General features: G+C 54.1%; 20 protein-coding genes and 1 pseudogene. 12 read left to right on the top strand and 9 right to left on the bottom strand.

Annotated elements, in window-relative coordinates; translation table 11 throughout:
- Positions 1 to 30 precede the first annotated feature (30 nt).
- Together ACJJIV_RS17195 and ACJJIV_RS17190 are read left to right on the top strand one after the other, a co-directional pair.
- Complete coding sequence (locus ACJJIV_RS17195) at positions 31 to 1,149, top strand: hypothetical protein (RefSeq protein ID WP_444889732.1); 1,119 nt, start codon at positions 31 to 33, stop codon at positions 1,147 to 1,149.
- A gap of 69 nt (positions 1,150 to 1,218) precedes the next feature.
- Positions 1,219 to 1,986 (top strand): alpha/beta hydrolase family protein, encoded by a 768-nt coding sequence (locus ACJJIV_RS17190; protein ID WP_444889731.1) that lies wholly within the window; start codon positions 1,219 to 1,221, stop codon positions 1,984 to 1,986.
- A 73-nt stretch (positions 1,987 to 2,059) separates the two neighbouring features.
- Here ACJJIV_RS17190 and ACJJIV_RS17185 read toward each other — a convergent pair whose 3' ends face one another.
- The 3 genes from ACJJIV_RS17185 to ACJJIV_RS17175 all read right to left on the bottom strand — a co-directional run bounded on the left by ACJJIV_RS17185 (position 2,060) and on the right by ACJJIV_RS17175 (position 3,688).
- Entirely contained in the window at positions 2,060 to 2,437 is a 378-nt protein-coding gene (locus ACJJIV_RS17185) for a hypothetical protein (RefSeq protein ID WP_444889730.1), read from the bottom strand.
- Positions 2,438 to 2,443: 6 nt separating this feature from the next.
- Complete coding sequence (locus ACJJIV_RS17180) at positions 2,444 to 2,995, bottom strand: flavodoxin (RefSeq protein ID WP_444891722.1); 552 nt, start codon at positions 2,993 to 2,995, stop codon at positions 2,444 to 2,446.
- A gap of 216 nt (positions 2,996 to 3,211) precedes the next feature.
- Positions 3,212 to 3,688 (bottom strand): Spy/CpxP family protein refolding chaperone, encoded by a 477-nt coding sequence (locus ACJJIV_RS17175; RefSeq protein ID WP_444889729.1) that lies wholly within the window; start codon positions 3,686 to 3,688, stop codon positions 3,212 to 3,214.
- 168 nt (positions 3,689 to 3,856) lie between these two features.
- Here ACJJIV_RS17175 and ACJJIV_RS17170 point away from each other — a divergent pair, with 168 nt between their 5' ends.
- From ACJJIV_RS17170 to ACJJIV_RS17160, 3 genes are all read left to right on the top strand, one after another.
- Positions 3,857 to 4,561 carry a response regulator gene (locus ACJJIV_RS17170; protein ID WP_444884168.1) on the top strand — a complete coding sequence of 235 codons (705 nt, stop codon included), beginning with the start codon at positions 3,857 to 3,859 and terminating at the stop codon, positions 4,559 to 4,561.
- 11 nt (positions 4,562 to 4,572) lie between these two features.
- Positions 4,573 to 5,949 carry an ATP-binding protein gene (locus ACJJIV_RS17165; protein WP_444889728.1) on the top strand — a complete coding sequence of 459 codons (1,377 nt, stop codon included), beginning with the start codon at positions 4,573 to 4,575 and terminating at the stop codon, positions 5,947 to 5,949.
- 90 nt (positions 5,950 to 6,039) lie between these two features.
- Positions 6,040 to 6,747 (top strand): SRPBCC family protein, encoded by a 708-nt coding sequence (locus tag ACJJIV_RS17160; protein WP_444889727.1) that lies wholly within the window; start codon positions 6,040 to 6,042, stop codon positions 6,745 to 6,747.
- A gap of 70 nt (positions 6,748 to 6,817) precedes the next feature.
- On the opposite strand, the gene rluB is transcribed toward ACJJIV_RS17160, so the two are convergent.
- From rluB to ACJJIV_RS17135, 5 genes and pseudogenes are all read right to left on the bottom strand, one after another.
- The gene (rluB, locus tag ACJJIV_RS17155; protein WP_252082694.1) at positions 6,818 to 7,675 is read right to left on the bottom strand and encodes a 23S rRNA pseudouridine(2605) synthase RluB; all 858 of its coding nucleotides are present in this window, start codon (positions 7,673 to 7,675) and stop codon (positions 6,818 to 6,820) included.
- The gene (gene scpB, locus ACJJIV_RS17150) at positions 7,672 to 8,850 is read right to left on the bottom strand and encodes an SMC-Scp complex subunit ScpB (protein ID WP_444889726.1); all 1,179 of its coding nucleotides are present in this window, start codon (positions 8,848 to 8,850) and stop codon (positions 7,672 to 7,674) included. Before scpB ends, rluB begins: the two co-directional genes overlap by 4 nt.
- Before the next feature lie 178 nt (positions 8,851 to 9,028).
- Positions 9,029 to 9,910: pseudogene (locus ACJJIV_RS17145) on the bottom strand (segregation and condensation protein A); the annotation flags it as partial.
- 72 nt (positions 9,911 to 9,982) lie between these two features.
- The gene (locus tag ACJJIV_RS17140) at positions 9,983 to 10,606 is read right to left on the bottom strand and encodes an L-threonylcarbamoyladenylate synthase (protein WP_252082697.1); all 624 of its coding nucleotides are present in this window, start codon (positions 10,604 to 10,606) and stop codon (positions 9,983 to 9,985) included.
- A 116-nt stretch (positions 10,607 to 10,722) separates the two neighbouring features.
- Entirely contained in the window at positions 10,723 to 11,694 is a 972-nt protein-coding gene (locus ACJJIV_RS17135; RefSeq protein WP_444889725.1) for a PHP domain-containing protein, read from the bottom strand.
- Between the two features lie 192 nt (positions 11,695 to 11,886).
- Between ACJJIV_RS17135 and ACJJIV_RS17130 the strand changes: the two genes are divergently transcribed.
- The 7 genes from ACJJIV_RS17130 to rlmB all read left to right on the top strand — a co-directional run bounded on the left by ACJJIV_RS17130 (position 11,887) and on the right by rlmB (position 16,774).
- Positions 11,887 to 12,612 (top strand): VC0807 family protein, encoded by a 726-nt coding sequence (locus tag ACJJIV_RS17130; protein WP_252082700.1) that lies wholly within the window; start codon positions 11,887 to 11,889, stop codon positions 12,610 to 12,612.
- Between the two features lie 38 nt (positions 12,613 to 12,650).
- Positions 12,651 to 12,950, top strand: coding sequence for a YciI family protein (locus tag ACJJIV_RS17125; RefSeq protein WP_444884164.1), 300 nt, complete (start codon positions 12,651 to 12,653; stop codon positions 12,948 to 12,950).
- Between the two features lie 26 nt (positions 12,951 to 12,976).
- Entirely contained in the window at positions 12,977 to 13,657 is a 681-nt protein-coding gene (locus tag ACJJIV_RS17120; protein WP_444889724.1) for a TIGR04211 family SH3 domain-containing protein, read from the top strand.
- Positions 13,658 to 13,785: 128 nt separating this feature from the next.
- Positions 13,786 to 14,376, top strand: coding sequence for a peptidylprolyl isomerase (locus tag ACJJIV_RS17115; protein ID WP_444884163.1), 591 nt, complete (start codon positions 13,786 to 13,788; stop codon positions 14,374 to 14,376).
- Between the two features lie 3 nt (positions 14,377 to 14,379).
- Positions 14,380 to 15,138 carry a pyridoxine 5'-phosphate synthase gene (locus tag ACJJIV_RS17110; RefSeq protein ID WP_444884162.1) on the top strand — a complete coding sequence of 253 codons (759 nt, stop codon included), beginning with the start codon at positions 14,380 to 14,382 and terminating at the stop codon, positions 15,136 to 15,138.
- Positions 15,138 to 16,007: a Rossmann-like and DUF2520 domain-containing protein gene (locus tag ACJJIV_RS17105; RefSeq protein ID WP_444889723.1), complete on the top strand. Its 870-nt coding sequence runs from the start codon at positions 15,138 to 15,140 to the stop codon at positions 16,005 to 16,007. The genes ACJJIV_RS17110 and ACJJIV_RS17105 overlap by 1 nt, the downstream gene beginning before the upstream one ends.
- Positions 16,004 to 16,774: a 23S rRNA (guanosine(2251)-2'-O)-methyltransferase RlmB gene (gene rlmB, locus ACJJIV_RS17100; RefSeq protein WP_444889722.1), complete on the top strand. Its 771-nt coding sequence runs from the start codon at positions 16,004 to 16,006 to the stop codon at positions 16,772 to 16,774. Before ACJJIV_RS17105 ends, rlmB begins: the two co-directional genes overlap by 4 nt.
- A gap of 368 nt (positions 16,775 to 17,142) precedes the next feature.
- Here rlmB and guaA read toward each other — a convergent pair whose 3' ends face one another.
- Entirely contained in the window at positions 17,143 to 18,720 is a 1,578-nt protein-coding gene (gene guaA / locus ACJJIV_RS17095) for a glutamine-hydrolyzing GMP synthase (RefSeq protein WP_444889721.1), read from the bottom strand.
- Between the last annotated feature and the right edge of the window lie 62 nt (positions 18,721 to 18,782).

The following is an 18,782-nucleotide window of genomic DNA, read 5'->3' as shown; positions in this document are numbered from 1 at the left end:
ATAGAAAAATCAATGACAAGGATTCTAGTGATGCGCAAGCTGTTATTTCTTTTTTTCCTGTGGCCCTCTCTCGCACTTTCTGGGCAAGTTAGCTTATCCGACTTGGTACGGCATACAGATATACAAGAAGTAAAAATTTCTCCAACTGGTACCCATTTAGCCATTAAAAAATTATATGAGGGAGAGAGAATACTGGTTTTTATGTCTATCAACCCTCTGAAGATCACTGGCCATCTGCGCTTTAGAAGCAAGGAAGAAGTCGGCGATTTCTACTGGGCTAACAATGAACGGATTGTTACTGAAGTCGTATCAAGGGAAGCGGCATTAGAGACACCAATATTTTATGGCTCACTATTTGCCATTAACTATGATGGCACTAGAGGCAAAAACATATTCGGACACTTGGCGGGAGAGCGCCAAGTCGGATCTCGCTTAAAAAAGGCCGAATCCACATATGCCCACCCAACAATCATTGACACCCTCCCTAAAGAAAAAAATAAAATATTGATCTCCACCTCCCCCTGGGCTAAGGACTGGGAAACAATAGGAGAAATCCTCGAAGTAAACATTTATAATGGCGTACAAAAAAGAATAACAGGACTTCCGCAGGTAGGACGCGCCCACACTGACAGAAACGGGAATTTAACCTTCGCTACCGGCAGCAACAGAAATGGTGAACGCGAACTTTACAAGAAATCTAAAATAGGATGGGAAAAACTAGAGAACTCTATTTTAAATCGTAGCTGGCCAAGGGGAGGCAATCTAGAAACAGGGGATTTCTATTTTGAAATAGACCGCCCTAACGATACGGAGCAACTAGTTAAATTTAACACTAAAACAAACAAATTAACTCAAATATTCTCCCACGATATTTCCGACATTAGCGCAGTAATTTACCACCCCAAAAGTGATAAACCCATCGGGGTTTACCTGCACCCCGACTACCCTGAAGAGTACTTTTTTGATGAGGGCAATGGGTTTGCAGCTTATTTCCGTGGTTTAAAAAAGGCTTTTGAGGGCTACAGAATCAACTTTACAAGCTTCACCAGTGATGGCTCTTTAGGAATATTAAAAGTTTATGGAGACCGACTTCCAGGGGATTATTTCTTAGCAAACTTGAAGACTAAGAAAGTAGATTTTCTATTGTGATCATCAGAATGGCTTGCCCCTGAAACTCTAAACTCAATGCGAGCTGAGTCATTCGTCACCACAGATAACATGAGAATAGGCACCTATCTGACGTTTCCCAAAGGACAAACTAAAAATCTGCCTATGGTAGTGGTACCGCATGGTGGGCCCCATGCCCGTGACTATTGGGGATACGAACAAGAAGCACAAATACTTTCCCAAAATGGCTACCTGTTTCTCCAGGTTAATTTCCGTGGTTCCACAGGCTATGGAGACCATTTTTACACTGCCGGAGAGCAAGAGTGGGGAGGCAAAATTCAAAAGGACATAGCCGACGCCGTTCACTGGGCAGTAGAAAAAGGCTATGCAGACCCAGAGAGAGTTTGCATTTACGGTGCCAGCTTTGGGGGTTACTCCGCCCCAATGAATCCGATCAGATACCCAGACTTGTATAAGTGTGCCGCCGGCTATGTAGGTGTTTATGATCTGGAGATGATGTATAAGAAGGGGGACATCAAGCGTCGCGATAGGGGGTTAGCCTACCTTAAAAGGGAGCTGAGCAAAGATAAGAACTTCCTTAGGGAAAATTCCCCAATCCACAATACCGACAAGCTCAATATTCCCTTGTTTATTATTCACGGTGAGAAAGATGAGCGAGTGCCCGTTGAACATGCCGAGGAGCTATTAGAAAAACTTGAAAAAGAAGGGAAGCCTGCAAAAAGCCTTATTGTCGCCAATGAAGGGCACGGGTTTTACAGCGAGGAAAACAATATGAGACTTTATACAGAACTGCTAGCTTTTCTTGATAAGCATATCGGTGTTGGGTCAGTAGAAAAACAGCCAGTTGTAAACCAGTAATAAGCTAATACCACCCCAGACTTTCCAGCACCAGTTGAGCTATCAACTGGTGCTTTCACAAAGAAACGATCTTTTAATGAAGCTGCCCTGAAGTTTCCGAGATTTCCTCGACTGAACTCACTGGCTCGTCTAAGCCATGTGACAGTACAAAATAATAAATCACCTGCATCTGCCCATGGATTTCTGTCATCAGATCGAAGTTAAACTCGCCTCTTTCCCCTGGACCCACTTGCACAGAAGCAATATGTGAGGGCTCGATAAAAAATTCCGCTACCGGGCGTTTGCCGCGCATCACTTGTACAAGCAGTGTGCGGGTATCCTCCTCTGCAAAGCGCCAGTAGTAGTCATCATCATCGTAAACGACGCTCTCTGGAGTACCAGCTCGGAGAATGCAGTTGGGATGCTCGGCCAACCAGGGCCAGAACTCATTAAAGGGGATCGTCTGTGGCATGAAGATTTAGTCATCCAGCTCGACGACACTGGCGGCACCGCCAGCGAGAGTAAACTCATCAGCGATTTGTTTGCACCAGAGGTTGAGACGCTCGGCAGTCATTTCTTCCTGCTGGTCTTCATCAATAGCGAGGCCCATAAATTTGCCCTTGCCCTCGATCTCCGCTTTAGAGGCCTCAAACTCATAGCCTTCGGTCGACCACAAACCAACAATGGCCGCCCCTCGACCGACAATCACATCATGTAGCATGCCCATCGCATCCAGGAAGTAATCGCCGTAACCGAACTGATCGCCCAGGCCAAACAGGGCCACCGTCTTGCCGCTGAAGTCGATTTCCTGCACATCCTCCCAGAACTCCTCCCAGTCGGATTGGATCTGGCCGAAATCCCATGTGGGAATACCAAAAATCAGCTGCTCGTAGTTGGCAATGTCCAACTGTGTGACATCGGCTATATCAAACAGGTCCACCCGCTCCTCACCCATGCGGGCGCGGATGCGCAGGGCTACAGATTCGGTATTGCCTTCGTCACTGCCATAAAACAAGCCGATTTTGCTCACAGTCATTCCTCTTCGCCCAATCCGGGCCACACTAGATACCTATTGGCGGGGCGGCGTATTCTCCCAGCAAAGGCGGGGCACGGCAAGCTGGCCAAGGCTGTACCTCGACACAAAAAAGCCCCCATAATTGTGGGGGCAAAGGGTTATGAACCGACCGGGCCTCTGGGGAAGGGTGCGCCCGGCGGATCGCACAAGGAGTCTGCGATTTGGGGAAGATCAGCTTTCTGTGGTGCGGCGCTCAAGGCGCTCAAGGCGCTCCTCACGCCACTTTACACGGCGCTCTTTGCGCTGCTCTTTCAACTTTTCAAATTTAGCTTTCTGCTCATCCGTGAGGATCGCTTCGAACTGTTGGCGCAGTTGGAAGTGGTTCTGCATTTTTTGCACCTGCAACTTACCCAATTCGGCCCCGAGCTGATCTAGGGTGGCCTGGTCTGCACCGCTCTCCAGGGCGGTATGGATTTGCTTGCGCAGCTCTTGTAACTGCTGGCGCTGGGCATTCCTGTTTTCGCTATTGCTGTCTCTGTTAGCCTTCAACTGCGCTTTCTGGCCCTCAGTCAGTTCCAGCTTGCGCGCCATATACTCATATCCGCGCTTGTGATGGCCTTCCTCTGCGCCAAACGCCATAGTAGCTACAGGGGCAGCCATTACTCCGGCCAGGGCCAGGCTACTCAGCACCAGTTTCCAGTTTTTCATCACTCCGTCCTCACATTTGTATTCAGTGATTTCATAGTAAGTCGGGCCTGTGTAAACAGGGGCAAACCCCGGTAAACATTTGTTAAGAACGGTAAAAAGCCTGCAGGGCTGTGATAACTAGCGCCAACGCTTTGCATATAATGGCCCCACAGCAATTGAGAGAACATCATGAGCCGCATCCTTCTAATCGACGACGACACAGAATTAACCGATCTGTTGAGGGAGTACCTCACCGGAGAGGGCTTTGATGTAACTGCCGCCAACGACGGTGGCCGTGGATTGGAATTGGCCCAGAGCCAGCACTTTGATGCCCTGGTGTTAGATGTGATGCTACCGGTGCACAATGGCTTTGATGTACTGCGCAAGCTGCGCGAGGAGGCCTCTCCCACCAGCCGCTCCCTGCCGGTTATTATGCTGACCGCCAAAGGGGACACCGTAGACCGAATCGTGGGCCTGGAAATGGGTGCCGACGACTACTTACCCAAACCCTGTAATCCCCGCGAGTTGGCAGCGCGCCTGCGCGCAATCTTGCGTCGCGGTCGGGTTGAGGTAGAAAATAACGACGACAGCCTTAGCAGCGGCCCGTTGCGCCTGCTACCAACCGAGCATCAGGCCTATTGGAGTGACCAAGCCCTATCCCTGACAGGGGCCGAATTTTCTGTGCTCAAGGTGTTAGTGCAAAGTGCTGGGGATGTAGTGGGCAAAGAGGTACTCACCGAGAATGCCCTGGGGCGTAAACTGATGCCCTACGACCGCTCCATTGATGTACATGTCAGCAACATTCGCAAGAAGCTCGCGGACAAAGGCGCCAGCCGCGATCTGATTATCAATATACGCGGCGCCGGTTATATGCTCACCCAGGCCAAGCAGTAGGTAGTATCAAAATGCGCAGCCTCTTCTGGAAAATGTTTTTTGGCGCATGGATCACCGCCATGGTGATGGTGGTTGCCGCCATTTACATTACCCATTTTGGCGAGTTTGGTGACCCCCGCCAGGAAGAGCGCTGGGAGGGGCCCGCACTGTTTCGAGAGGTCATGCGCAATATGCGTATCGCTCGCCGCCACGGGCCCGAGCAATTTCAGCACTGGCTGGAACGCGCGCCGAAGAAGGTTAAGCGGCGGGTTTACGCAATAGATAACGAAGGCAACGACCTGCTGGGGCGACCGTTGCCACAGAACATGGCACCGCTGATCAACAGCCTCGACTACCGCAATCGCGAGGCCCATATGCTGGTGGATAACAAACCTACCGTTGGCTTCTTCCTGCCACTGCGCACAGGAGACCCTTTGCGTATTGCCCTGGTTGCCGGAGATAGCAAGGAGGGACTGCTACTGCGATTCCTTTGGCGCAACTTCTGGCCCATGCTGCTGCTCTCTATGATTGCCTCAGGCGTCGCCTGTTACTGGTTGGCCAGCTACCTGAGCCGACCTTTAGAACAGCTGCGCGCCGCCACCAAGCGTGTCGCCGCCGGAGGATTGGATTACCGGGTCGCCCCCAGCCTGCGCACCCGCAACGATGAATTGACCGACTTGGCACTGGACTTTGACTCCATGACCGCCCAGCTTCAGGAGTCCATGTCCGAACAGCGCCGCCTGATTAAAGATGTGTCCCACGAATTGCGCTCGCCCCTGGCACGACTGCAGGTAGCCCTTGCCATCGCCCGCCAGAAGCAAGTTGTAGGGCTCGATACTGAACTGGATAAAATCGGCAAAGCGGCAGACTATCTCGAAGATATTATCGCCGACGTTCTCTCCTTGCCGGTCAGCAACCAGGAGCAGCGCCCACTGGATGATGTAGTAGAGCTCAACAGTTTGCTCTCAGCCCTGATCGACGACCTGCAGATCGAAGCGACGGATAAACATCTCGGCTTTGATATGAGCGCCAGTGGCGAAGAACTGCTAGTCGCTACTCGCGGCAGCTCCCTGACCGCAGCTCTGGAGAATATCTTGCGCAATGCGATCAAATACAGCCCCAGCCACGGACTGGTGCGGGTACTGGTGCAGGAGTCCACAGACAGCTGCAGTATCTCTGTAATCGACTCTGGCTCCGGTGTGGAAGAATCCGACCTAGAAGCCATATTCCGCCCCTTCTACCGCACGGACAGCGCCCGCACTCGCGAGAGTGGTGGTTTTGGCCTGGGACTGGCTATCGCCCAGCGCACGATATTGCACCACGGTGGCAGCATTACCGCGCGCAATCACCCCGGTGCCGGCCTCTGTGTCGAGATCAAGCTGCCACTTATCCATCTCAGCGACGATTAAACCGCAGAGGAACTGCTATAACCTTGACTAGTGCCGGCTATTCGCCGGCAATCGGGGTCAGCGATCCCGAAAATAGCAAAGGGCCCCGCTATGCGCTGGATACTCTATATCTTCGTATTTCTGATACTACTGCTCCTAGCCGGTTATCTGTTTCCCCGTGAAGTCTCCTTGGAGCGCAGTATCTACATCGACAAACCACCCCAAACCATATTCCCCTACGTCAACGACTATCGAAAATTCAACAGCTGGTCCCCCTGGCGGCATATAGATCCCGCTATGGAATATAAATACAGTGGTCCTGAAAAGGGGGTAGGGGCAACCATGAGCTGGCATGGCGAAAACTCCAATGAGGGCAGCGGGACCCAGACCATCATCGCCAGCACGCCAGACTCAACAGTACTCAACAAGCTTAATTTTGGTGACGGCAGTGAAGCCTCCGCGGAATTCAGGTTAATGCCCCAGAATGGCGGCACCCAGGTCGTCTGGAGTTTTAACACCGACACCGGTGGCGGCCCAAGGGAGCGCTGGATGGGGCTGGCCATCAAAAAAATGGTGGGGGAGTCCTACGAACAAGGACTGGCAAAGCTCAAGCAACTGATGGAGTCCAGTACCAAAACCGAGGGAGCCAATAAGGAGGAGACTAATGACACCAGTAATTCGGTGTCCGATATTCCCTCCGATGTCGACGACGCCATGGGTGGTGGCCCGCAGGGTGTACAGTCTGAGATGCAGAATCAACAGCAAGAAGAGGCTGGAGAAACTCCTGAAAATGAAGAGCAAAAGGAGAACCAGCCGTAGGCTAAAGCTAGCACCCAAGCACGAAAAAGCCCGCAGAATGCGGGCTTTTTCGTAAAAAAAAGTAACCGTATCAGGACTTATTACGACGCTGCGCCGGTACCGGTGACTTACGCAGTTTGCGCCTCTGGCGTTCCAGGTTCTGTTTTTCCCCCTGGGTTAGCGGTCGCTGGCCCAGCTTGGGCAGACCGGCGGTGATACACAGGTCGTCAATTTCCCTGGGCTCCATCTCAATCCACTGGCCCACGCGCACGTGGGATGGAATAAATACACTGCCATAGCGCACCCGCTTCAGGCGGCTCACGCGCACCCCCTGGGACTCCCACAAACGGCGCACCTCGCGATTGCGTCCCTCCATCACCACGCAGTAAAACCAGCGGTTTCTACCCTCGCCGCCGCTTTCGACAATATCGGTAAAGCGCGCGGAGCCGTCATCCAATAGCACCCCTTTAAGCAGGCGTCGCTTCATCTCCTCATCCACATCTCCCTGGATGCGCACAAGGTATTCGCGATCGATCACCGATGACGGGTGCATCAACTTGTTGGCCAGCTCGCCACTATTGGTAAACAGCAGCAGACCACTGGTGTTGAAATCCAGGCGGCCAACGGATATCCAGCGGCCGGTTTTCAGCCGGGGCAGGCGATCGTAAACCGTGGGGCGCCCTTCCGGATCGTGGCGCGAGCAGATTTCGCCGACAGGTTTGTTGTATAGGATTACCCGGCAGCGGTTTTCCCCGCTGGAGGGCAAGCCCTGGCCATCAAATTCAATATGATCCGCACCGGTCACCCGTTCGCCGAGTTCCGCTACTTTTCCGTTAACGGTCACGCGACCCGCATCGATCGCGCGCTCCATCTCACGCCGCGACCCCAGGCCGCTGCGCGCTAATACTTTTTGCAATTTTTCGCCTGCTGGCGAGGTGCCATCACTCATGGGGTGGTGTTTTCCGCTTGCACTACTTCTTGGGAATCTTCATCGACATCGCTACTTCCCGGCTCCTCTTGATCGGTTGCAGCCTCAGTGTCGATATCACCAAACAGGCTGCTTTTGGGCAGTGTTGCCGCGATAGGGGCTTGTGGCTCCCCAGCGTCGTCGTCCTGTTCAATTTCGCTTTCATGTTCTTTTTCCGGAGTTGACTCCTCCTCGGCGCCAACACTCAAAGGCTCAGAAGCCTCTGGGCTTTCAGACTGCGTCTGCGCCAACTCCCATTCATCTTCCGGCGCCGCATCCTTGATCTCTTCTTGCGCCTCTGTGGATAACTCAGCTACTGCCACATCATCACTTTCGGCAGCTTCGGTCTCTATCTCGGGCTGCTCGGCATCGTTCTCTAGCTGTATATTGGCCTCCGCAGCGATTTCCTCAAGCGCTGCAGCGACCCGAGCATCCTCCTCAGCATCGGTATCCGTTTCCGCATCTTCAGATTCCTGCTGCTCCTCACTTTCCAGTGCGCCGGCCCCCTCTTCCGTTTCCACACTCGCCTGCTCGCCCTCTGAAAGTTCCTCTCCCTCAGCGGCGAGTGCAGCCGCGATTTCCTCAGGGGGGAGCCCCTCTGATTCGAGAATCTTATTCAAGCTCTCGATATCACGGATTTCAGCCAAAGTGGGCAAGTCATCCAGGGAGGACAGATTGAAATAATCTAGGAAATCCCTGGTGGTCGCGTAGAGGGAGGGCTTGCCGGCCACATCTCGGTGACCAACTACCTTGATCCAACCTCTATCCAACAGGGTTCTCACTATCTGGGAGCTGACCGCAACCCCGCGGATCTCCTCAATATCCCCACGGGTGACCGGCTGACGGTAAGCAATAATCGCCAGTGTTTCCAGAGTTGCGCGGGAATACCTTTGCGCTTTTTCCTCCCATAGACGGTTCACCCAGGGGGCCAGATCTTCCGGCACCTGGAATCGCCAACCACTGGCAACTTTTTTCAGCTCAAAACCGCGTCCGGCACAACTCTCGGCAATCTCACCGAGCACATCCCGTAGGGTTGTGGCGGAGGGGCGCTCCTCCTCGTCCAACAAGGACAACAATTTTTCCTCACTGAGGGGCTGAGCCGAAGCTAACAAGGCACCCTCCAGGATTCTGCGCAGTAATTCCGGAGCGATTGTCATCTTATTGTTCCAACTCTTCTTCTCTGGGCTCCACCTGCCCCTCAGAATGTGACTCCTGATCACTCAAGTCGTGACTCAAGGCAGTCTCCGCGCCGGAAAACTGGGGTGCTTCCCCCGGCTCTTCTGCATAGGAGTCATCTGTACTTTCGTCAAGTTCATCATCACCGGCTTCATTACCCTGACTAGCTGCGCGCACATGAATGGGCCCAAAAGCTTCATTTTGCACCAGCTCGACCAGGGATTCCTTGACCAGCTCCATCACCGCCAGGAAAGTCACCACCACGCCAAGGCGCCCCTCTTCCGCAGTGAACAGACTCACGAATGGCACAAACTGGCCGTGGCGGATCTGATCCAGCACCTGAGTCATACGCTCGCGGGTAGAGAGCTTTTCGCGTTCCACTTGGTGGCTCTCAAACATATCGGCGCGGCGCAACACATCCGCCAGCGCAACCAATACCTCCTTGAGATCCACCTCTGGGTCGGGCCGGGTAATATTACGGTCCGGTCCTTCGGCACTGGCCTGATGGATATCGCGGCCCATGCGCGGTATTTCATCGAGATCCTCGGCGGCAGTTTTGAAGCGCTCGTATTCCTGCAGGCGGCGAATCAGTGCAGCGCGAGGGTCCTCACCCTCTTCTTCTTCCGCTGCTGGCGGGCGCGGCAACAGCATGCGCGACTTAATCTCGGCGAGCATTGCCGCCATCACCAAGTATTCCGCCGCCAACTCAAAACGCATCGACGTCATCATCTCCACATAAGCCATATACTGGCGGGTGATGTCCGAGACGTTAATTTCCAAAATATCCAGGTTCTGGCGGCGGATTAAGTAAAGCAGCAGATCCAGTGGGCCTTCGAAGGCTTCCAGGATAACTTCCAGAGCATCTGGTGGAATAAAGAGATCTGGGGGCAGGTCGGTAAATGCCTCCCCCAACACGAGTGCGAGAGGGCCGTCGCCCTCTTCGCTCTCCTCGGAGAGCGGGTTTTCCGTGGGCGAATCAGCAGGGGCGGCAGATTCGGTAGCTGCAACATCGGCGAGTACCTGTTCCTCCACCTCGGCTATTAGTTCTTCACTGGACACCCTGCCCCACCCTCAAAATCGCAAACGGCCGATTATACACCAGTGAGGCGCTAATCAGCCCAGTATTTCATCTGTGGCGCCACAGCCCTGGCGAATTAGCTCGGGCTCATCGCCTGTCAGGTCAATTACCGTAGTCGCTTCCATTCCACAAAAGCCACCATCAATCACCAGCTCCACCTGGTGCTCGAGAGTGTCGCGAATATCATAGGGGTCGGTCAGCGGCTGCGTATCGCCAGGCATAATCAGGCTGCAGCTCATCAACGGCTCACCCACCGCCTCAATCAACTCCAAAGCAATGGGGTTGTCGGGCACGCGAATGCCAATGGTTTTGCGCTTGGGGTGGATTAGACGGCGAGGCACCTCTGCGGTGGCCGGCATAATAAAGGTATAGGAGCCCGGGGTGTGGTTCTTTAGCAGGCGGAACATCTGGTTATCCACCTTGGCGTAAGTGGCTAACTCGGAAAGATCGCGACACATCAGGGTAAAGTTGTGATTTTTATCCAGCTGACGCAGGGCGCGAATCCGCTCAACCGCTAGCTTCTCCCCTAATCGGCAGCCTATCGCGTAGGCAGAATCAGTGGGATAAACAATCACCCCCCCACTAGTCACTATATCTGCGGCCTGACTGATCAGCCGCCCTTGAGGATTGTCCGGATGAATTTGAAAGAACTGCGCCACAAAGCCCCCAAGCTTTAATCAATTGAAACCTCTTGCGGCGGGCTCTGATACCCGCCGGGGATTAGGGTTCGACCAATGCCGACTCCCCCTCTGGTGTGATGTGAAAATTCACACCGTCAGGCAGATACTGCTTCCCCGGGTCGATCCCGGTGCAGAGTGTGCCACAGATTCCACACCGGCTCGACGTCTTCGGGTAAACGCACACAGCCCAGTTCCCTCCAGGGCTGCTCCGGCTGGTGGAAATCACTCCCCAAAGAGCTCAACAATGGAGCTTTGCAGGAATCGCCAACGGCCAACGCCATGAGGGTGCGCAGTTCTCTGGTCTGCGTGGGGTTCTGCCGGCCACAGAGCAGCTCTATAGCATTCCCGCCACTGCGGTAGAACTCTGTCAGCAGACGCAGTAATTGGGCTCGAGTGAGACTGTACTTGAGAGGGTGTGCCAACACTGCCGCGCCACCAGCAGACTGTATAGTTTCTACAGTCTCTTGCAATTGTGGCCACTCCACGCGCACATCGCCGATCTTGCCGGCGCCCAGATAACGTTTGAATGCCCGCGCTGTGTCCTCAACGTGCCCGGCTTGCACCAGCCAACGGGCGAAGTGCGGCCGCCCCAGTACGGAATCACCGGCAATCGCACGCCCCCCCTGCAAAGCGCCCTGAAAACCGCGCTTCTCTAGACGTTCGGCAATCCGCTCGGCGCGCTCTTGGCGCAATCGCTCGCGCAGGGCAATTGCCTGCCGCAAGCACTCGGCTGCCGGGTCAACATTCAATCCAACTACATGGACGGAGCGCCGCCCCCAAAGGCTGGAGAATTCGATCCCCGTCATCACGGTGATGCCTAATTGGTCACCAACCGCCTGTGCCTCAGCTACACCATCCACCGTATCGTGGTCAGTGAGTGCCATCAGTGTCACACCTTGAGATTTCGCCCTCGACACCAGCTCAGCAGGACTTAAAATACCGTCGGAAGCGGTACTGTGGCAGTGAAGGTCTACAAGGTCTGTATTCAGATCTTCTGGCGGGAAACTCAACAGCAGGCTCTCACTCTCTCTAGGGTTAAAAGTCGCAGTATCTATTATTTGGAACAATCATCCGGTGGCGCTGTCCTACTCGCAACCGGTGTTTTCAAGGATAGGGCCCGGACCATAGGTCTCCCTTGGCGGCCACGAGGAACCGGAGTCTGACAGCAGTATTGTCAGTGGGGAAGCGATTTTCCTTGAGGGCCATAGCAATATGACCTCTCAACCAGCTTCCCGCGGGCATTATCACCGGAATTGAGTATGACCGAAACGAATTCGACCACCCCAGTAGCCCAACAGAAGCCCAAGAAGAAAGAGGGCCTGCTCGGCAACCTGCTTCTCAACATCGTTATCCCCACCTTGGTCCTGACCAAACTCTCCGGGGACGACTGGCTTGGCACCAAATGGGCCCTAGTGGTCGCACTGGCTTTCCCTCTCGGCTACGGACTGCGCGACCTCATTCGCTCTGGCAAGGTCAACTTCTTCTCCGCCCTAGGAACTATCAGCATCCTGCTCACCGGTGGTATCAGCCTGCTGGAGTTGGATCCGCAGTATATCGCCATTAAAGAAGCCGCCATTCCAGGACTGCTGGGTATCGCCACCGTTGCCTCCCTCTACACCCGCTGGCCACTGGTAAAGACACTTTTGTACAACGACCAGATACTGGATACCGCCAAGATCGCCCAAAGTCTCGCCAACAAAGGCAACCAGGGTGCCTTTGAGCGCACCTTACAACAGGCGTCCTGGATGATCGCCGCCTCTTTTTTCCTCTCCTCAGTACTCAACTACGTACTGGCGAAAGTTATTTTACAGAGCCCTCCGGGTACGGAAGCCTTCAATGAGGAGCTGGGTAAAATGACCGCACTCAGCTATCCGGTGATCGCCCTGCCGGCCACCATTATTTTAATGCTGGTTCTCTTTTTCCTCTTTTCCCGTATCGGCAAGCTTACCGGGTTGAAGCTGGAAGAAGTCATGGTTGCCCAATAACAAAATTTCCTGATCAACTAACAAGAGCAAAATTCACAATGTGGTACGCAATCATCAGTGAAGATGTTAGCGATAGTCTCCCTTTGCGCAAAAAAGCGCGTCCAGACCATTTAGCCCGACTCAACCGTCTTAAAGACGAGGGGCGCCTGCTGGTTGCAGGCCCACACCCCGCCGTTGATAGCGAAGAACCCGGTGAAGCTGGCTTTAGCGGCAGCCTAGTGGTTGCCGAATTTCCCTCGTTTGAGGAGGCTCAGGCCTGGGCCGACAGCGACCCCTATGTGGCTGCTGGCGTCTACGCTTCAACTTCTGTCAAGCCATTCAAATTAGTACTGCCCTAATAACAACAAGCACAAGCTGTATCGCAATGAAGAAATTATTGTGCGGCCTGATCGCCGCCACACTGCTCAACGCAGTCCCGGCAACTGCCGCCGCCGAAACTCGCTATATCACCGACCAGCTACATGTGCCCATGCGCGCCGGTAAAGGCAATGGATTTCGTATCCTGCACCGCGGCTTACCCAGCGGCACCCAGCTCAGTGTTCTCGAAGATGCCCCGCAAGAGGGGTGGACCCGTGTGCGCACCCAGGGTGGCACAGAGGGGTGGGTGAGGCGCCAATACCTGGTCTCCGACCCAGTGGCCAAACTCAAGCTGGAACAAGCGGAAGCAAACCTGGCACGCTTTGAGAAAATGGAAGGCAACCTCGGTGGGGAAGTCCGCCGCCTGGAGGAAGAAAATAGCAAGCTGAGTGGCTCCCTGGAGTCCGCCCAGCAACAGAGCCAGACTCTCGCAGCCGAGCTGAAAACCCTAAAGGCGTTATCGGCAGATGCCCTGGCACTCAATGAGCGCCACCAGAAGCTCCTGCACCAGCACGAACTACTCAAGCAGGAGAAGACCATGGCAGAAGCGGAAATTCAGCGATTATCCGGCAGTGAAAGCCACAAGTGGTATATGTATGGCGCTCTGTCTGTACTTCTGGGCGCCCTCCTTGCAATGATTGCCCCGCACCTACGCCCGCGCAAGCGCCACTCAGAGTGGGCGAACTGATTTCGCCCACTCTCGTCGAAATCGCATACTATTGAGCCCCGGGGGAAGTGATATCCCCCCAGGCCCTACATCCAACTCAAAAGCGGCTGTGTCGCAACACCGCCTTAAAACCTAAAGGACTTAGGATGATGCGTAAACTATTTGCAATGCTACTCTGTGCAACCCTTGCCCTTCCCGCATTGGCCAAAAACCCGCGTGTGGAACTTAAAACCGACTTGGGCATTATTCAGATCGAACTCTTCGCCAAAGAAGCTCCGGTCACCGTACAGAACTTCCTTACTTATACCGATAACGGCTTTTACAATGGGATCATCTTCCACCGGATAGTACCGGGCTTCGTTGTTCAGGGTGGCGGATTTACTTTCGATTTCCAGAGAAAGGAAACCCAAGACCCCATCGTCAACGAATCCGCCAACGGCCTGCAAAACCTGCGCGGCACTCTCTCCATGGCAAGAACCAACGACCCAGACAGCGCTACCTCTCAGTTTTTTATCAATCTGGTCGATAACACCAGGCTCGACGCCCAAGAAGACAAACCCGGCTACGCCGTTTTTGGCCGGGTGATTGCCGGCATGGATATTGTGGAAAAGATGGTAGAGCAGCCAAGGGGCCTCTATCGACAGCACCCAAGCGCCCCCAACACGCCCATCCGCATCCTTGAGGCCAAACGTATAGACACCGGTGACAACGCCGTCGCCACCAACAGCAAGGGAGAATAAGCTGTGATCGCTCTCAGTGTTAATCTCAACAAGATCGCCCTGATCCGCAATTCCCGCGAGGGTAACTTCCCCGATGTCACTGCCCACGGTCGGATATGCCTAGATGCTGGTGCGCAGGGTATCACCGTACACCCACGCCCAGATCAGCGCCATATCCGCCCCAATGACGTACGCGAATTGGCTGCACTGTGCCGCGATCGCCAGGGTATTGAGTTCAATATTGAGGGCAATCCCTTCGCCCTGCACCAGGGGGACTATCCCGGCCTGATGCCGTTAGTACTGGAAACCCAACCAGATCAGTGCACCCTGGTCCCCGATAGCAACGACCAGCTAACCTCCGATCACGGCTTCAACCTCAAACTCGATGGCCCGCGCCTGGTCCCCCTGATCGCCAGACTCAAGGACGCCGGTGTCCGAGTTAGCTTGTTTATGGATCCGGATCTTGAGCAGATCAGCCTGGCCAAGGATGTGGGTGCTGATCGCATTGAACTGTATACAGGCCCCTATGCAGAAGCAGCCGCAAAACAGAGCGCGGAACTGGAAGATATCTTCAGCGCTCACTGCGCCGCAGCCGAGCATGCACGCCAATTGGGACTGGGGGTAAATGCGGGCCACGACCTGAACCTGGTCAACCTGCCCCGCTATCGCACCCTGCCGGGATTACAGGAAGTCTCAATCGGCCACGCCCTCACCGTAGACGCCATCGGTATGGGGCTGGAGAATGCTGTTAAAGCTTACCTGGACTGCCTCGCCGGCAACTAATGAAGACACTCAACATTATTGGTGCCGGGCGCCTGGGGAAAACGCTCGGGCGCTTGTGGCAACAGACCGGTTTTTTTCAGGTTCAATCGATTTTGAATCGCAGCCGGGATAGCGCACAGGCCGCCGCCGAGTTTATCGGCGCCGGGCACGCAGTAGCCACGCTGGAATTGATGAAGCCCGCAGACTTCTGGTTAATCGCTTGCAGCGATAGCGAGATTGCCGCAACAGCTGAACGCCTCGCCAACCACCTTGGCGAACGCGAAAACATAGCTGCCTTCCACTGCAGTGGCGCCCTGAGCTCACAAGTGCTCGAAGTGCTACACCCTGCCGCTATCGCCAGCGCCCACCCGGTGCACAGCTTTGCCGATCCGCTGCGCTCCCTCGACAGTTTCGCCGGCAGTAGCGTCGCCCTAGAGGGTGAAAGCTCTGCAACAAAGGCTTTAGAGGAAGCTTTCACTGCCATAGGCTGTGAAATACTCAACATCGAAGCCCAGCACAAGTCTCTATACCATGCGGGTTCGGTGATCGCGTGCAACTACCTCACCGTACTCATAGATCTCAGCCTGAGCAGTTTCGCTGCGGCGGGTATCGACCGCGATAGTGCCCTCAAGTTACTGGAGCCGATTGTTCTGCAGACTGCACAGAACAATATGGTTCTTGGGCCGGAGAATTCTCTCACCGGCCCGATCGCCCGGGGCGACCTGGAAACGGTAGCCAACCAGCTGAAAGACTTAACCTCGACAGCCCCGGAACTCGCGCACCACTATCGCCAACTGGGCCTCGCCTGTGTAGAGTTGGCGCGGCGGGGCCAGCTTTCAGATGAAAGCGCGGCCAAATTGATCGAACTACTGAGCGAGCCAATGCGGTGAAAGACTCCTCTGAATACCTAAAAAAAAGGGCCTTTTTCGACAGCCTACTAACTATTTATGGGCGCAAGCCGGTGCTCGAAGCACTGGAAGACCCAGAACTTCCGGTACACAAGCTGCACCTGGCTAGCAGCAACCGACGCGACCAGCTGATCAGTCGAATGGAGTCTCTGGCCGAGGAGCGCCAGATAGAAATCTCCTACTTGGATCGGAAAGAACTCTCCCGCATCTCGAAAAATTCTCGCCAGGACCAGGGTGTAGCGCTGGATCTGGCCCTACCCAACTACGGCAATTACAAAGCCTTCCTGCCCAAGAATAAAGCTAAGACCTACGAACTTTTAGCCCTGGACGGTATTACCAACCCACAAAATCTCGGCATGATTATCCGATCAGCCTGTGCCGGCGGTGTGGATGGTATTCTCCTGCCAAGAAAGGGCTGCGCACAGGTTGACCCACTGGTTATCAAAGCCAGCACCGGCACTCTGTTTAAAACCCAGATACTACGGTGCGACACCCTGGCCGATGCACTAAGCGATTTTCGCGATTCCGGCGCACGTATCTGTGGCCTGTCCTCCCATGCCTCAATGACCCTTGCAGAGGTTTCCGGTAACAAACCAACTATTTTTGTTCTGGGCAATGAAACCCGCGGGGTTAGCGATGCGGTCACCAAGCAGTGTAACGAGCTAGTGTGCATACCCATGCAAAATGGTGTGGAGAGCCTCAACGTAGCGGTTACTGCGGCACTGATCAGCTTCCGGCGCCAAGTTTAATCCGCCCAGGGCATCTCTGTGCAAAAGGTGCCCCTTCTTTCACTTTCAGCTCCCTAATTACCAACTACACCCCTCTCGAAGATTGGCTACCCACAGATTCTGTGGATATCTCTGAGGATAACTATTCTTTCCCTGTCGCAAAGGCCCATGGTTGCGCCAATGTGACAATCTGAAGAAAAAATGACCAGCTTTTGAAACGCCCAAAAAATCAACGAGTTACAGTGAATTACAAGATAAAAGCAAGAGACGTGCGCACCAGTTAAGCGCCATTTGAAGTAAAGGGCTCAGCTGTGGAAAGTGGCACGCTTGGCGGGGAAAATAGAGAAATGGGGCGCCAAGCGCCCCATTAAAGAAGTGAGATTAAGCGCTTACTCCCACTCGATGGTAGCCGGTGGCTTGCTCGATACATCGTAAGCCACGCGGGAGATATGCTCTATCTCATTAATAATGCGGTTGGAGACTTTCTCAATCAACTCGTAGGGCAAATGCGCCCAACGCGCCGTCATAAAGTCCACGGTTTCCACGGCTCGAAGCGCCACTACATATTCATAGCGGCGGCCATCGCCCACCACACCAACCGATTTCACCGGCAGGAATATCACAAATGCCTGGCTGGTTTTGTGGTACCAATCAGCCTTGTGCAACTCCTCGATAAAGATGGCGTCTGCCTCGCGTAAGATATCGGCGTACTCTCTTTTTACTTCACCGAGAATACGCACCCCCAAACCCGGTCCTGGGAAGGGGTGGCGGTAGACCATATCGTAAGGCAGCCCCAATTCCAGGCCTATTTTGCGCACTTCATCTTTAAACAGCTCACGCAGTGGTTCCACCAGTTCAAACTGCATATCTTCCGGCAAGCCGCCCACGTTGTGGTGAGACTTGATTACATGGGCTTTGCCCGTTTTCGCGGCGGCAGATTCGATCACATCTGGATAAATAGTACCCTGAGCCAGGAACCTCACATCCTGCAATTTGGACGCTTCTCGATCGAAAATCTCGATAAAGGTATTGCCGATAATTTTGCGCTTGGCTTCAGGCTCATCCACACCTGCCAGACGTGAGAGGAAATCCTCTTCCGCATCGGCGCGAACAACCCGCACGCCCATATTGTCGGCAAACATTTGCATCACCTGATCGCCCTCATTTTTGCGCAACAAGCCGTTGTCCACAAAAACACAGGTCAGCTGATCGCCAATCGCCTTGTGCAGCAGTGCCGCCACCACAGAGCTGTCGACACCCCCGGAGAGACCCAGCAACACTTTGCCATCACCTACCTGTTCGCGCACTTTGGCAATGGAGTCCTCGATAATATTGGCCGGGGTCCAGAGCTTTTCACAACCGCAGATGTCGATGACAAAGTGTTCATAGATGCGCATACCCTGCAGGGTATGTGTCACTTCCGGATGGAACTGTACCCCAAAGAAGTTCTTGTCAGCGGAGTACATACCAGCAATAGGGCAGGAATCGGTGGAGGCCATCAGCGCAAAGCCTTCCGGCATCTGCACGACTTTATCGCCGTGGCTCATCCATACATCCAGCAGCGCCTCACCTTCATCGTTGAGGTGATCTTTGATATCGCGCAGCAGATTGGAAGTGCCCTCTACTTTTACCTGGGCGTAGCCAAACTCGCGGACGTTACTTCCCTGTACGGCACCACCTAGCTGCTGTGCCATGGTCTGCATGCCATAGCAAATCCCCAGAACAGGCACGCCCAAGCTGTAAACCACTTCTGGCGCGCGGGGAGAGCCCTCTTCCGGTACAGACTCGGGCCCACCGGCCAGGATAATACCTTTCGGGTTATATTCGCGGATCTCTTCTTCGCTCATGTCGAAAGCGCGAATTTCGGAAAAAACACCTAGCTCGCGCACACGGCGGGCGATCAACTGGGTGTACTGGGACCCAAAGTCGAGGATCAGAATTCGGCTGGAGTGGATATCTTGGCTCATGATTGACTCATTAACAGAATAAATAACGGCAAACGGACCTGAAAGGTCCGTTTGCGGCTTGC

The sequence above is a fragment of the Microbulbifer mixtoriginis (SeqCode) genome (assembly GCF_052466765.1).
The sequence above is the reverse complement of the archived record's forward strand: the minus strand, read 5'-3'. Positions and strand labels throughout refer to the sequence as shown.